Raw genomic sequence first — 13,819 nt, 5'->3', positions numbered from 1 at the left:
CCGCCACTGGACACGAAAACCGGACACGGAGGTTCGCCTGAAGCCGCGCGCGGTGCGCGGTACGACAAGCAAGCCACGACCATGTTCAAACGCATAGCGCTTTTCCTCGCCACCAATCTGGCCGTGCTGATCCTGCTCGGCATCGTGATGTCGGTGCTGCAGAACGTTTTCGGCATCCGCCTGGGCAACAACGGCGCGATCCTGGTGATGGCCGCGGTGTTCGGTTTCGGCGGCTCGCTGATTTCGCTGCTGAGCTCCAAGTGGATCGCCAAGCGCACCACCGGCGCCTACGTCATCACCCAGCCGCGCAACGCCGACGAGCAATGGCTGCTGGCGACCGTGCGCGCGCAGGCGCAGGCCGCCGGCATCGGCATGCCCGAGGTCGCGATCTACGATGCGCCGGAAATCAACGCCTTCGCCACCGGCGCCAATCGCAACAATTCGCTGGTCGCGGTGTCGACCGGGCTGCTGCGCGCGATGACCCGGGACGAGGCCGAGGCGGTGCTCGCCCACGAGGTCAGCCACGTCGCCAACGGCGACATGGTGACCATGGCGCTGATCCAGGGCGTGCTCAACACCTTCGTGCTGGTCGCCGCGCGCGTGGTCGGCGGCTGGATCGACGCGATGATGAGCGGCGGCCGCGAATCGCGCGGCCCGGGCTTGTTCTACTTCGTGACCGTGTTCGTGCTCGACATCGTGTTCGGCCTGCTCGCGAGCATGATCGCGATGGCGTTCTCGCGTTATCGCGAATTCCGCGCCGATGCGGGCGGCGCGCGTCTGGCCGGCCGGCCGAAGATGATCGCGGCGCTGAAACGTCTGTCCCAGACCTATGGCGAAAGCACGCTGCCCAAGCAGGTGCAGGCGTTCGGCATCAGCGGCGCGGTCGGCCATGGTCTGTCGCGTCTGATGCGCAGCCATCCGCCGTTGGAGGAGCGTATCGCGGCGCTGCAGAATGCGGTCGATGAGCCGGTGCGTGGTTCGGGGCGCGTGGTTACGCGCTGAGACAGGAGCAAGAGCAAATCCCCCCTGGCCCCCTTTTTCAAAGGGGGGAACAGCAAGAGCAGGGGTTTAACGAAGAGCCGGGGTGCAACGAAAAAGCCGCCAGATGGCGGCTTTTTCGTTGGCGAGTGCGAATTCCGAAGCAAAACGCATGAGCTCCTGATTGGCCGGGCTGTCTCGTTTCAAACTGTAGGAGCGGCGCGAGCCGCGACCGCGAATTCGCAATTACGTCGTCGGCGTGGATTCGCGGTCGCGGCTCGCGCCGCTCCTACAGTCGCAAACGCGGCCTACGAAGCGAATACAAAAAACCCGCCGGTCGGCGGGTTTTTTGTTGCCGAGGTTTTAGCCTTTCCCGATTCCCGATTCCCGATTCCCGATTCCCGATTCCCGGCTTTACCCCGAATCCCCAATCCCGAATCACGAATCACAAATCCCCAATCTCCAATCCCGAATCCCCGCCTCACTGGAAGTCGTAATCCATCTCCGGCCCCGCCGCGGCCAGGAAGTGGCCCTGGGCGTAGTCGATGCCGGCGGCGAACAGCAGGCTCATGCTGGCCGCGTCCTGGACGAATTCGGCCACGGTCTGGCGGCCCAGTTCGCGGGCTTTTTCGGCGATCTCGCGCACGCGCTGCTGGTGGTCGGGGTTGGAGGTGAGGTCTTCCATGTAGCTGCGGTCGATCTTGAGGAAGGCCGCATCGAAGTGGGTCAGCAACTGGAACGAGTTGAGGCCGGCGCCGAACTGCTCCAGGCCCACGCGCACGCCGTAGTGGTAGACGCGCGACTGGAACTCCTGCGCCGCGCGCAGGTTGGTGAACACCTTGGATTCGGACAACTGCAGCACCAGCAGCTTACCGTCGGCGCCGTGCTTGGCCAGTTGCTCGACGATGTGCTGTTGCAGGCTTTCGTCCTGCAGCGAGGCCTGGGTGATCTTGACCAGCAAGGTGGTCTGGCGGCCCTGGCGCATGCGCTCGCCGATCACCTGGATCGCCTTGCCCACGACCCAGCGGTCGATTTCCCACAGCAGGCCGTGTTCTTCGGCGATCTGCAGGAACGACAGCGGCTGCACCAGCTCGCTGCTGTCGTCCGGGCCCAGGCTCTGCATGCGCAGGTAGGCCTCGTACATCTCGATCGGTTCGCCGTGCAGGTTGATCAGCGGCTGGTAGTTCATGACGAAGCGGTCGGCATCGAGCGCGTCGCGGATGCGCGCGACCCAGGCGGCGATGCGCTCTTCCTCGGCGCGATCGACCGCGCCGGGATCGAACAGTTCGGTGCGGTTGCCGCCGATGTCGCTGGCCGACTGCAGGCACTGGCTGGCCTTGCCGAGCACGGCGGTGACGCTGGCGATCTTCTCGCCGATCTGCACGCCGCCGACGCTGGCGGTGGCGCTGAGCGAGAGGTGGTCGGTTTCCAGCACCCGCCCGGCGAAGGCTTCGCGCAGCTTGTCGGCCAGCTCGGAGGTGTGGGAGTGATCGCTGTGTAGGGTCAGCACCGCGAACTGGTGCTCGCCGAAGCGCGCGGCCACGTCGTCCGGGCCGATCGCCTCGCGCAGGCGCTCGCCGCAGGCCTTGATCAGCTGGTCGGCTTGGTCCAGGCCGATTTCCTGCAGCAACTGGTTGTAATGATCGGGCTCGATCAGCAGCAGGCCGTGATGGGCCGAGTTCTGCGCCGCGTCGGCGACCGCGTCCTCGAGCGAGCGCAGGAAGGTCGCGCGGTTGAACAGGCCGGTGACCTGATCGCGCTGGCGCATCGCTTCGACTTCGCGCGCCAGTTCCGGATCGATCTCCTGGCGGCGCAGCACCACCTGCAGGCATTGCTCGCCTTCATAGGTGGCCGCGGTGAATTCCATGACAGCCGGGAAGGCGTTGCCGTCGAGCGCGCGGGCCTGGGTCTCGTAGCTCGGCGGCGGCGCGTCGCCCTTGCTGAGCTGCTTGAGCAATTGCTTGAAGCCGTCGACCTGGCCGGGCGCGACCAGATCGAGCAGGGACATGCCCTCGATGTCCTCGAACGATTCGAAGCCGAAGATCTCCAGGTACGCGGCATTGGCGCGGATGTGCATGCCTTCGTGGATGTAGGCGATCGGATCGCGCGAGGAATCGATCAGCGCGTCGCAGCGGCGCTCGGTCTCGCGCACCTGGGCTTCCAGGCGGCGCAGCGAGCGGCGCGCTTCCAGGTCGGCCCATTCGGCGCGGACCACGTTCTGCAGATGCACGATGTTGGAGCGCAGGACCACGCCGCGCGCGCCGATCTCCATCACCGCGAGCAGGGCGGCTTCGTCGACGGTCTCCATCAGCACCAGCACCGGCAGGTCCTTGCCGCTGGCGTCGACGCTCTGCATCAGCTTGTGCATCGAGACGTTGCGCGAATTGCGCGCGGCCAGCACCAGATCCGGCGGATGCTGCAGGATCAGTGCGGTCAGTTCCTGTTCGTTTTCCGGCCGCGTGGGCCGTACCGCGATGCCGCTGTTGCGCAGCGCGCTGACGATGGCTTCGGCCGCCTCGACGCTGTCGTCGACGATCAGCAAGCGCAACACCATGTCTTTGCCGAATTGCATTGACCACCTCCGTGGGCCGGTTTTATGACACGAAGCGCCGGCCTCGTCCATGTAAGGACGAAAATGTGTGACCCGTTGTTGGGTTCGATCACGCGGCCGATGCGCTTTGCCGGCGCATGTGCTTGCGCCCGCGTGCGGTCATCGGACCACGCCCCCGATCAAACCCCAGACAGATTACAACCTTACAACGGACGCTTGCCCGGGTCGCCTGCCACTTCTCGCACCAGCTTGGGCACGAGGTAGCCGGAGATGCGCGCGGCGAGCCGGCGATGCAGCGCGCGCGCGGCGTCGTCGCCGATTTCGAAATGGGCCGAGCCGTGCACGCGATCGAGCTGATGCAGGTAGTAGGGCAGCACGCCGGCGGCGTAGCTGCGCTCGCTCAGCGCGGCCAATGCCTCGACGCTGTCGTTGACCCCACGCAGCAGTACCGCCTGATTGAGCAAGGTGGCGCCGCTTGCGCGCAGGCGCTGCATCGCGGCGTCGACGTCGGCGTCGAATTCGTTGGCGTGATTGGCATGCAGCACGATCGCCACCGGCCACGGCAGGGCGCGCAGCCATTGGGTCAGGGCGGCGTCGACCCGCTCGGGCAGTACCACCGGCAGGCGGGTGTGGATGCGCAGGCGCTTGAGGTGCCCGACCTGGGCCAGGGCGTGGCTGAGTTCGGCCAGCTTGGGGGTGGCGAGCGACCACGGATCGCCGCCCGACAGGATCACCTCGTCGATATCCGGATCGGCGGCGATCGCCGCCACCGCCTCGCGCCAGCCGGCCGCCGCGGCGGTTTCCTCGGCATAGGGAAAGTGGCGGCGGAAGCAGTAGCGGCAATGGACCGCGCAACTGCCGGTCGCGATCAGCAGGGCGCGGCCGCGGTACTTGCGGATCACCCCGGCGCCGGCCTTGGCCGCGCCGTCGCCGACCGCGTCCAGGCTGAAGCCCGGCATCGGCCGCATCTCGTCGTCCAGCGGCAGGACCTGGCGCAGCAACGGGTCGGTCGGATCGCCATGGCGCATGCGCGCGACGAAGCCGCGCGGCACCCGCAGCGGGAACTGGGCCGCGGCCGCGTCGCTGATCGCCAGGCCGGCCTCGCCCAGGCCGAGCAGGGCCAGCAGCTCGCGCGGGTCGCGGATGGCGTCGCGCCACAACGCCTGCCAGCGCGCGGGTGCGGCGGCCGTGGGGGCCGGGTGTAAGGCGAGTGGTGCAGCAGGTATCATGCAGGGCTAGCCTTCAGGGTTCCGAATGCCGTCATGGGTTCCGGCGCCCGGGTCCCGACCACGCGGAGTGCCGCTGCGGACGGGGCCGGCGCAGCCCGACATTCTAGCCTTCCGTCGCCGATCCGGCGGTCCGGGCGAGCCCGACCCCGGCGCTCCACCGACCCCGTCGCGCAGCCGCAGGCCGGTCCGGGCGGCGCCGCCACGACGGCCAGCGGCAGCCTGCGGACCCCACGGTCGCGGACCACCGGCACCCTCATCGCCTCAATACTTTCATTTCGCAGGAGTTTCAGCATGGCCAGCCTAGGCATGAACGACGTCAAGACCGGACAGAAGATCCTGGTCAACAACGACCCGTGCATCATCACCGAGACTGAGTACGTCAAGCCGGGCAAGGGCCAGGCGTTCACCCGCATCAAGTACCGCAGCATCAAGTCCGGCCGCGTGGTCGAAATGACCATGAAGGCCACCGACAACGTCGAGCAGGCCGACGTGGTCGACACCGACATGCAGTACCTGTACTCCGACGGCGAGTACTGGCATTTCATGAACCAGGAATCGTTCGAGCAGGTGCAGTCCGACAAGGCCGGCATGGGCGGCGCGGAGAAGTGGCTCAAGGGCGAGGAAGAGTGCGTGGTGACGCTGTGGAACGGCGTGCCGATCGCAGTCCAGCCGCCGAACTTCGTCGAGCTCAAGATCACCGAGACCGACCCGGGCGTGCGCGGCGATACCTCCGGCGGCGGCGGCAAGCCGGCGACCCTGGAAACCGGCGCGGTCGTGCGCGTGCCGCTGTTCGTCGGCCAGGACGAGACCATCAAGGTCGACACCCGTTCGGGCGAGTACGTCAGCCGCGTGAAGTGACGCATCGGCCCGTGGCCGCTTTGGCGGCCACGGCTTTGCCGATGCGTCATCCCCGCGAAAGCGAGGGGTGAGCGCAAGCGCTTGCGAGCCACCGGCTCGCGCTTGCGCGAACGCCCGGGCGACCAGCCCGGGCCGGGCGAGCGCGACATCCGCAGACCCGACGCAATGCCTTCGCTTCGAACCACCGGCTTTACCCGCGCCGCCGCGAATCACACTCCCGGCGTCGCCCAGCAGTAACCGGCGCATGCCAGCTTGATCGCCGGTCCGCCCGCGCCACGCGCCGGGCTTCCTTACACCCGCATCGAGACGCGCATGATGACCGAGAACGCCCCTGTTCCCTGCGACCTGTTGATCGAGGCAGGCTGGGTGGTACCGGTCGAACCGCATGCGGTCGTGCTCGAAGACCACGCCGTCGCGGTCAAGGCCGGCGTCATCGTCGACCTCCTGCCGATCGCCGACGCCCGCGCGCGCTACGCCGCCGCGGAAACCGTCAGCCGTCCCGAGTCGGCGCTGATCCCGGGCCTGGTCAACGCCCACACCCACAACCCGATGACCCTGCTGCGCGGGATCGCCGACGACCTGCCGCTGATGGAATGGCTGCAAGGCCACATCTGGCCGGTCGAGGCGGCGGTGATCGGGCCGCAGTTCGTCGAGGACGGCATCACCCTGGCGATCGCCGAGATGCTGCGCGGCGGCACCACCTGCGCCAACGAGAACTACTTCTTCCCCGACGTGCAGGCCGCGGTGTACAAGCGCCACGGCTTCCGCGCCCGGGTCGGCCTGCCGGTGATCGATTTCCCGACCGCCTGGGCCAAGACCTCCGACGAATACTTCGACCGCGCCGGCGAGGTCCACGACCTGTGGCGCGACGACGCGCTGGTCGCGACCGCGTTCGCGCCGCATGCGCCCTACACGGTCAGCGACGCCAACTTCGAACGCGTGCGCATGCTGGCCGATCAGCTCGACCTGCCGGTGCACCTGCACACCCACGAGACCGCGCAGGAAATCGCCGACTCGATCAAGCAGCACGGCCAGCGCCCGCTGGCGCGGCTGGACCGCCTGGGCCTGGTCACCGACCGCCTGATCGCGGTCCACATGACCCAGCTCACCGACGCCGAGATCGAGTTGTGCGCGCAGCGCGGCGTGAGCGTGGTGCATTGCCCCGAATCCAACCTCAAGCTGGCCTCGGGCTTCTGCCCGGCCTGCAAGCTGCACCACGCCGGGGTCAACCTGGCGATCGGCACCGACGGCTGCGCCAGCAACAACGACCTGGACATGTTCGGCGAAACCCGCACCGCGGCGATCCTGGCCAAGGCGGTCGCCGACGACGCCTCGGCGCTGGACGCGTTCGCCTCGCTGCGCGCGGCGACCCTGGGCGGGGCCAAGGCATTGGGCTTCGACGCCAAGGTCGGCTCGATCGAGATCGGCAAGCAGGCCGACCTGGTCTGCGTCGACCTGGGCCAGATCGAGACCCAGCCGGTGCATCACGTGGTCTCGCAGCTGATCTACGCGACCGGCCGGCATCAGGTCGGCGACGTGTGGATCGCCGGCCGCGCCAAGCTGCGCGAGCGCCGGCTGATCGACATGGACACCGCGGCGCTGATCGCCAACGCGCGTCAGTGGCGCGAGCGCATCGCCGCGATCAAGCGTTGAGCGCGGGCCGCGAAACACGGCACAAAACACAGGCCGCGCCGCTGCGTCATCGCGTCGCGTTAACACCGCCGCCGACGCGCTTGCCGCACACTATCGACCCCACCTCGACGCCTTGCGCGACCCCTGCGCAGGCGCTCGACGGACACCACGAGCAGGACTCATGAGCGCAGCCAGCAACGCATCGACTTCCTCCGGCGATTCGTCCGGCACCGGCGCGAGCCACGACAATTTCAGCCAGGCCGAACTCGACAAGTTCGGCGCCCTGGCCAACCGCTGGTGGGACCCGCAAGGTCCGCAGAAGCCGCTGCACGCGCTCAATCCGGTGCGCCTGGACTATGTCGCCCAGCGCGCGGCGTTGCGCGGCGCGCAGGTGCTCGACGTGGGCTGCGGCGGCGGACTGCTCAGTGAGGCGCTGGCCGGCGCCGGCGCGCAGGTCAGCGCGATCGACCTGGCGCCCGAGTTGATCAAGGTCGCCAAGCTGCATCGGCTGGAGACCGGCGTGGCGGTGGATTACCGGCTGCAGTCGGTCGAATCGCTGGCGCAAGAGCGGCCGGAAAGTTTCGATGCGATCACGTGCATGGAAATGCTCGAACACGTGCCCGATCCGACCGCGATCGTGCGCGCTTGCGCGAAGCTGCTCAAGCCCGGCGGCCGCCTGTTCGTGTCGACCCTCAACCGCACCCCGGCCGCGTTCGCGCTGGCCATCGTCGGCGCCGAGTACCTGACCCGGCTGGTGCCCAAGGGCACCCATCAATACCGCGACTTCATCAAGCCCTCCGAACTGGCCGCGTGGTTTCGCGAGACCGGCCTGCAGCTGGAAGACGTCAGCGGCCTGATGTACGAGCCGTGGCGCAACACCGCGCGGATCACCTCGCGCACCGAAATCAACTACCTGGCCTGCGCGTTCAAGCCGGAACTCAGCGCATGAGCGCGGCGATAGCGGCCGAAGCGGCGCAGGCGTTTCCCAAGGCGGTGCTGTTCGACCTGGACGGCACCTTGCTCGACAGCGCGCCGGACATGCTCGCGGTCGCCAACCTCATGCGCGCGCAGCACGGGCTCGGCCCGATGCCGCTCGACGACTTGCGCGCGCACGTGTCGAAGGGCTCGCGGGCGATGATCGGCGCGGCCTTCCCGCACGTCGAGGCGAGCGAGCGCGACGGCTGGGTGCAAGAGTTCCTCGACCTGTACGAACGCGAGCTCGGCCTGCACGGCGCCCCGTTCGACGGGGTCGAACCGATGCTGGCGGCGCTGGAAGCCGCGGGCCGGCCGTGGGGCATCGTCACCAACAAACCCGAATACCTGGCGCGCAAGCTGATGCCGCTGCTGGGCTGGGAAACCCGGTGCGCGGTGCTGATCGGCGGCGACACCCTGGCGGTGCGCAAGCCCGATCCGCTGCCGCTGACCGTCGCCGCGCAGCAGATCGGCGTCGATCCGGCCGATTGCGTGTACGTCGGCGACGACGAACGCGACATCCTCGCCGCGCGCGCCGCCGGCATGGCCTCGGTGGTCGCGCTGTGGGGGTATCGGCTGGCCGAGGACGACCCGATCGCGTGGCAGGGCGATGTCCTGATCGACGCGCCGTCGGAGCTGATCGAGGCAGGCGCATGGCCGGCGACGCGATGAGCGCGACCGCGGCGCCCGCCGGGGACGAGCAGGCGCTGCACGATTTCGCGGGCAAATGGCGCGCGCGCTGGCCGGAATGGTCGGTGGCCGAAGTGTTCGTGCCGCGCGCCCAGCGCGCCACCGCGGTGGCCTGGGCGGCGCTGCAACAGGAGCTCACCGATGCCGCCTGGGGCGGCAGCGACGCCTTGCCCGGCGAAGCCAAGCTGGGCTGGTGGATGGAGGAACTGCAAGGCTGGCGCCAGGGCCGCCGGCGTCACCCGCTGGGGCTGGCGCTGCAACGCCAGGCCGCGCCCTGGCAGGCCTTGGCCGCGGCGCTGCCGGCGCTGCGCGACAGCCGCGAGCGTCCCGGCGATCGCGGCGAAGCCTTCGATCATCTGTTGCCGGTGGCCGAGGCGATCGGCGCGATCGACGCGGCGCTGTTCGAACCGGTGCCCGGGCAGTTGGCCGAAGCCGCGGTCCCGGCGATCCAGTCGTCGTTGCTCGAAGCCCGGCTGGTGCTGCAGGGCGACGCGGCGGTGCCGCTGAGCGTGGTCGCGCGCGCGATGGCGCGGCCGGGCGAGGGCGCGGCGGCCGAATGGAGCCGCGAACTGCTGGCGCAATGGCCCGACCGCGGCGGCGCGACCGTGCCGCGCCGGCTGTGGACGGCGCTGGCGCACACCCGCCTGCAGCGCGGCGACGCGGCGCGGCCGCTGTCGCCGTGGACCGCGCTGCTGGCGGCCTGGCGCGGCGCCCGCAACTGACCGTTGCAGGGCCGGGCAGGGGGCCGCCGGCCCCCGGCCGCTAGAATGGCCTTCGTTGCGTTCCCCCCACGCGCCCCCATCTTCGTCGCCGTGACTACATCTCATCTGCCCCACCGCTCGACCCTTCCCGACGTCGCCTTCGACGCCGCCGCCGCCGCGCGTCCGCTCGACTGGGTCGGCATGGCGAACATCGCCCTGCCACTGCGCATCGCCACGGCCGACGGCGGCGCGATCCAGGTCGCCGCCTCGGTCGACGTATCGGTCGACCTGCGCGACGCCAACGCGCGCGGCATCCATATGTCGCGCATGTACCTGCAACTGCAGACCGCGTTCGCCAGCGAAAGCCTGACCCCGGCCGGCCTGCGCCGCGTGCTGCAGGGCCTGGTCGACGGCCAGGGCGGCATTTCCAGCGCCGCGCGGGTGGTCCTGCGTTACGAACAATTGCTGCTGCGTCCGGCCCTGGCCAGCCAGAACGCCGGCTGGAAGCGCTACCCGGTCGAGATCGACGCGCGCCTGATCGACGGCCACCTGCAACTGGGCCTGCGCTTCGCGGTCGAGTACTCCAGCACCTGCCCGGCGTCGGCGGCGCTGTCGCGCCAGCTCAATGCCGAACGCTTCGCCGCCGATTTCGCCGCGGTGCATCCGCTGTCGACCGCGGTGGTCAGCGACTGGCTCGCCTCCGAGCGCGGCCTGGCCGCGACCCCGCACGCACAGCGCAGCCGCGCCGACGTGCGCGTCGACCTGCGTCCGGCCTTCGACGAACTGCCGCTGACCGCGTTGATCGACGCGATCGAGCAGGCGCTCGGCACGCCGGTGCAGACCGCGGTCAAGCGCGAGGACGAGCAGGCCTTCGCCCGTCTCAACGCCGAGAACCTGATGTTCTGCGAAGACGCCGCGCGCCGCGTCGCCGCAGCATTGGCGCGCGATCCGCGGATCGAACGCTTCGATGCGCAGGTCTCGCACTTCGAAAGCCTGCACGCGCACGATGCGGTGGCCCGGGTCACCGGCGAGGGCGCGCGCGACTGATCCGCGCGTCCGGCGTTTCGCGCCGAAGGCTCGGCTTGGGGCCGGGCCGGTACGTCCGGCAACGAACAGTCGATCTTGCGTCGGCTTTGCTCTACGTGTCGGTTGGTACGGCGCAGCGTCTGTGCCTGGCCGAACCGCGCGCATCGGTGACGTGAATCGATAGCCGACGATGCCGCGCGAACGCGGCACAGCACGCAACCCGGCGCGAAGGCACCGGCCCATCACCCAAAGCGTGACGGCCCCCTCCATCGGAATGCGCGGCCCTTGGGCTATGCTCAGGTCAGCAGACTAGTGACCGGAAGGGGCATGGGGAAACCCTGGCGTCGTGGCTGGCAGAGCCTATTGGTTCTGCTGGGAATGTGGGTGGTGGCGGCGATCGCGTCGGCGCAGGCCGTAAGCCTGTCTTCGGTGGCTCAATCCGCATCGCAAGCCGCATCTTCCTCCTCCGGCCACCTTCCGTACGATCCCTCCGGTTACCGTCCCCCGTCGCTGAGCCTGGCGCGGCTGGGGCAGGACCCGGTGCCCGCGCGCGTGCTCGCGGGCGAATTCGACAGCCGCTTCGAAGCGGTGTCGGGGCACGAAATCTGGGCGCCCAAGCGCCAGCCGGTGTGGTGGCGGGTCACCCTCAACGAGGACGTGGCCGCGGTCGATTCGCCGCAGCTGACCATCAACCGCCCGTACCGGCGCGAGATCGAGTTGTGGCGTCCCGGCGACGACGTGCCGCTGCGCCGCTCGATCTACGGCCCCGACACCGACCTCAACCATTCCACCCGCATGATCGTGTTCCCGTTGCCGCACGGGCTGCACAAGGGCGATTCGCTGTACCTGCGCGTGCTCGCCACCGACGTGCTGCCCTCGGACGTGGTGATCCAGCCGCTGGCCAAGGTCCAGCGCGAGGACATGCTGCATGTCGGCCTGCGCAGCGTGGTGCTGACCGCGATGGGCGTGGTCGCGGTGCTCGCGTTCGGTTTCTGGGCCGGCCTGCGCGAACGCGGCTATGCCTACCTGGGCCTGACCTTGGTATTGCAGATCCTCACCCTGACCGCCGACGGCGGCGAGATGCGGGTGATCCCCTGGCTCAACCAGATCGCGCCCGACAGCCGCACCAACATCGTGCTCAACACCGCCGCGGTGCTCGCGAGCATCCGCTTCCTGGTGTTCTTCCTCGGCCTGCGCACCACCCAGCCGAAGGTCGCGCAGATCCTCGACTGGCTCAGCGTCTCGCTCGGCGGCCTGCTGCTGGTGTCGCTGTTCCGCACCTGGAAGTACAGCGCGCTGTACGGCAACCTCAACCTGCTGCTGGTGATCGCGCTGGTGCTGTACTGCGCCGCGGTCGCGGTGTGGCGGCGTCAGCGCGAAGCCTATTTCCTGCTGCTGGCGTGGTTGCCGCTGATGTCGCTGCTGGTCGCCCTGGTCGGCGCGCACCATCAGTGGTGGCCGGAGTACCACTGGCTCGAATACGCGTTCCCGGTCGGCCTGGCGTTCGGCGGCCTGGGGCTGCTGCTCGGCCTGACCTCGAAACTGCAACAGCTGCGCCGCGACCGCGACACCGCCAATCGCCTGGCCACCTACGACAGCCTGACCGGCGCGATGACCCGCGCGGCGATTTCGCAGAGCCTGCGCCAGGCGGTCGAGAGCGCGCAGCGCTCGCGCCGGCCGTTGTCGGTGGTGTTCTTCGACATCGATCACTTCAAGCGCATCAACGACGAACACGGCCACCGCGTCGGCGACGAAACCCTGCGCATCGTCTCGCTGCGCACGCGCAACCGCCTGCGCGCCTACGACCTGTTCGGCCGCTACGGCGGCGACGAGGTGCTGGTGGTGCTGGCCGATACGTTCCTGCGCGATGCGGTGCGGGTCGCCGAGCACCTGCGCGAATCGGTCAGCGGCAGCCCCTTGTCGATCGATGGCCGCCTGCTGCCGGTCAGCCTGAGCCTGGGCGTGGCCGAGCTGTTGCCCGGCGAAACGCCCGAGCAGTTGCTCGAACGCGCCGACGCGGCCTTGTACGCGAGCAAGTCGGCCGGTCGCGACCGGGTCACCGGACACAGCCCGGAAGCCGAGCGCGAGGTGGTGACGTGACCCCCGACGGCGCCGGATCGGTCGCGGTCGCCGCGGCGCAACTGCGTACCGGCGACCTGCTGCTGATCCGCCGGCGCGGCGCTCTGGCGGCATTGACCGCCTGGTTCGGTGACAGCGATTACGACCACGTCGCCCTGATCGGCCGCGCCGGCTGCGTGCTCGAATTCGCCGCCGACGGCGTGACCGAGCCGGGCTTGAACGATTACCTGCGCGCCTCCGACCTGCTCGTGGTCGACGCGCGCCGGCCGTTGGCCGGGCAGGGCGAGGTGTTGCAGGACAACGATCGCATCGCGGTGCTCGCGCATGCGCTGTCGCTGCGCCGGCCTCACTTCGCCGGCGATCCCTTGCGCGCGCTCGGCGTGCTCGCGGCGCTGCGCGAGCGCGAACTGCCGCCGCAGCCGCCGTTGCGGCGAGTGCTGCACGAAGCCTTGCTTCGCGTCGCGAGCAGCGGCGCGGAGGCGATGACCGCGAGCGAATTCGTCTACCGCTGTTTCGCCGAAAGTCCGGTGCAGCCGCGCGGGCGGCTCGCGCCGCAGTTGCTGCCGTCGTCGCCGCGCGCACTGGTGTTTCCGGCGATCGATTGGGCGGCGTTGTGGTCGCAGATCGCGCCGTGGTTGCCCGAAGAACGGCGCGATGTGCCGGATTTCGAAGGCGATGTGCCGATCGATGAGGCGGCGTTCGAACAAGCCTTGATCGCGGCGCGTTCGCGCCTGGGCCTGTTGTCCCGCGGCGCGGGGTTGCTGGCCGCGGCGCCGCGCGCGGCGAGTCCGAAATGGCTGCGATTGCGCGAACTGGAATTGTCGCCTTCGCAGCAGCCGTTGGGGCGGTTGTTTCAGGCGGCGGAGCCTGCCGGCTGAGGTTGGACGCGCGGTGGCGGGTCGTCTGGCTTCGGCGACAGGCGATCGCGCGTGCGGAAAGTCGCTTCGGGTGTCGGGGCTGAAGCCCCTCCCACAAAAGACCTCGCGGCTTGCGATTCAGTTCGAACGGCGTAGGCCTGCAACCATGCAGCGCACCCACAACGATGCAGCGCGGCTGCGAAGTCTTTTGTGGGAGAGGCTTCAGCCCCGACACGCCGCCTCACG

Annotated in this window: 11 protein-coding genes; 9 read left to right on the top strand and 2 right to left on the bottom strand. The window is 69.2% G+C overall.

Annotation, left to right across the window (positions count from 1 at the left end):
- Positions 1-81 precede the first annotated feature (81 nt).
- Complete coding sequence (htpX, locus tag KME82_RS15810) at positions 82-1,002, top strand: protease HtpX (RefSeq protein ID WP_215494910.1); 921 nt, start codon at positions 82-84, stop codon at positions 1,000-1,002.
- Between the two features lie 457 nt (positions 1,003-1,459).
- On the opposite strand, the gene KME82_RS15805 is transcribed toward htpX, so the two are convergent.
- Positions 1,460-3,550 carry an EAL domain-containing response regulator gene (locus KME82_RS15805; RefSeq protein WP_036102719.1) on the bottom strand — a complete coding sequence of 697 codons (2,091 nt, stop codon included), beginning with the start codon at positions 3,548-3,550 and terminating at the stop codon, positions 1,460-1,462.
- A gap of 182 nt (positions 3,551-3,732) precedes the next feature.
- Positions 3,733-4,758 (bottom strand): EF-P beta-lysylation protein EpmB, encoded by a 1,026-nt coding sequence (gene epmB, locus KME82_RS15800; protein ID WP_215494909.1) that lies wholly within the window; start codon positions 4,756-4,758, stop codon positions 3,733-3,735.
- 291 nt (positions 4,759-5,049) lie between these two features.
- Between epmB and efp the strand changes: the two genes are divergently transcribed.
- From efp to KME82_RS15760, 8 genes are all read left to right on the top strand, one after another.
- The gene (gene efp / locus KME82_RS15795; RefSeq protein WP_056111797.1) at positions 5,050-5,616 is read left to right on the top strand and encodes an elongation factor P; all 567 of its coding nucleotides are present in this window, start codon (positions 5,050-5,052) and stop codon (positions 5,614-5,616) included.
- Between the two features lie 315 nt (positions 5,617-5,931).
- The gene (locus KME82_RS15790) at positions 5,932-7,269 is read left to right on the top strand and encodes a TRZ/ATZ family hydrolase (RefSeq protein WP_215494908.1); all 1,338 of its coding nucleotides are present in this window, start codon (positions 5,932-5,934) and stop codon (positions 7,267-7,269) included.
- 160 nt (positions 7,270-7,429) lie between these two features.
- Positions 7,430-8,197 (top strand): bifunctional 2-polyprenyl-6-hydroxyphenol methylase/3-demethylubiquinol 3-O-methyltransferase UbiG, encoded by a 768-nt coding sequence (ubiG, locus tag KME82_RS15785; RefSeq protein WP_215494907.1) that lies wholly within the window; start codon positions 7,430-7,432, stop codon positions 8,195-8,197.
- Positions 8,194-8,892 (top strand): phosphoglycolate phosphatase, encoded by a 699-nt coding sequence (locus KME82_RS15780; RefSeq protein ID WP_215494906.1) that lies wholly within the window; start codon positions 8,194-8,196, stop codon positions 8,890-8,892. The genes ubiG and KME82_RS15780 overlap by 4 nt, the downstream gene beginning before the upstream one ends.
- Entirely contained in the window at positions 8,874-9,632 is a 759-nt protein-coding gene (locus KME82_RS15775) for a phytoene/squalene synthase family protein (RefSeq protein WP_215494905.1), read from the top strand. The genes KME82_RS15780 and KME82_RS15775 overlap by 19 nt, the downstream gene beginning before the upstream one ends.
- Before the next feature lie 90 nt (positions 9,633-9,722).
- Positions 9,723-10,658: a GTP cyclohydrolase FolE2 gene (folE2, locus tag KME82_RS15770; protein WP_252255358.1), complete on the top strand. Its 936-nt coding sequence runs from the start codon at positions 9,723-9,725 to the stop codon at positions 10,656-10,658.
- Positions 10,659-10,964: 306 nt separating this feature from the next.
- Positions 10,965-12,737, top strand: coding sequence for a sensor domain-containing diguanylate cyclase (locus KME82_RS15765; protein ID WP_215494903.1), 1,773 nt, complete (start codon positions 10,965-10,967; stop codon positions 12,735-12,737).
- Positions 12,734-13,594: a hypothetical protein gene (locus KME82_RS15760; protein ID WP_215494902.1), complete on the top strand. Its 861-nt coding sequence runs from the start codon at positions 12,734-12,736 to the stop codon at positions 13,592-13,594. Before KME82_RS15765 ends, KME82_RS15760 begins: the two co-directional genes overlap by 4 nt.
- The last annotated feature ends 225 nt before the right edge of the window (positions 13,595-13,819 follow it).

The organism is Lysobacter capsici (genome assembly GCF_018732085.1).
GTDB lineage: Bacteria > Pseudomonadota > Gammaproteobacteria > Xanthomonadales > Xanthomonadaceae > Lysobacter > Lysobacter capsici_A.
Note: the sequence above shows the minus strand (reverse complement) of the source record. Positions and strands in the feature narration are given on the sequence as shown.

Excerpts from the sequence above, each read along its gene's own strand:
- htpX (WP_215494910.1), top strand. The coding sequence starts at position 82 with ATGTTCAAACGCATAGCGCTTTTCCTCGCCACCAATCTGGCCGTGCTG.
- KME82_RS15805 (WP_036102719.1), bottom strand. The coding sequence starts at position 3,550 with ATGCAATTCGGCAAAGACATGGTGTTGCGCTTGCTGATCGTCGACGAC.
- epmB (WP_215494909.1), bottom strand. The coding sequence starts at position 4,758 with ATGATACCTGCTGCACCACTCGCCTTACACCCGGCCCCCACGGCCGCC.
- efp (WP_056111797.1), top strand. The coding sequence starts at position 5,050 with ATGGCCAGCCTAGGCATGAACGACGTCAAGACCGGACAGAAGATCCTG.
- KME82_RS15790 (WP_215494908.1), top strand. The coding sequence starts at position 5,932 with ATGACCGAGAACGCCCCTGTTCCCTGCGACCTGTTGATCGAGGCAGGC.
- ubiG (WP_215494907.1), top strand. The coding sequence starts at position 7,430 with ATGAGCGCAGCCAGCAACGCATCGACTTCCTCCGGCGATTCGTCCGGC.
- KME82_RS15780 (WP_215494906.1), top strand. The coding sequence starts at position 8,194 with ATGAGCGCGGCGATAGCGGCCGAAGCGGCGCAGGCGTTTCCCAAGGCG.
- KME82_RS15775 (WP_215494905.1), top strand. The coding sequence starts at position 8,874 with ATGGCCGGCGACGCGATGAGCGCGACCGCGGCGCCCGCCGGGGACGAG.
- KME82_RS15765 (WP_215494903.1), top strand. The coding sequence starts at position 10,965 with ATGGGGAAACCCTGGCGTCGTGGCTGGCAGAGCCTATTGGTTCTGCTG.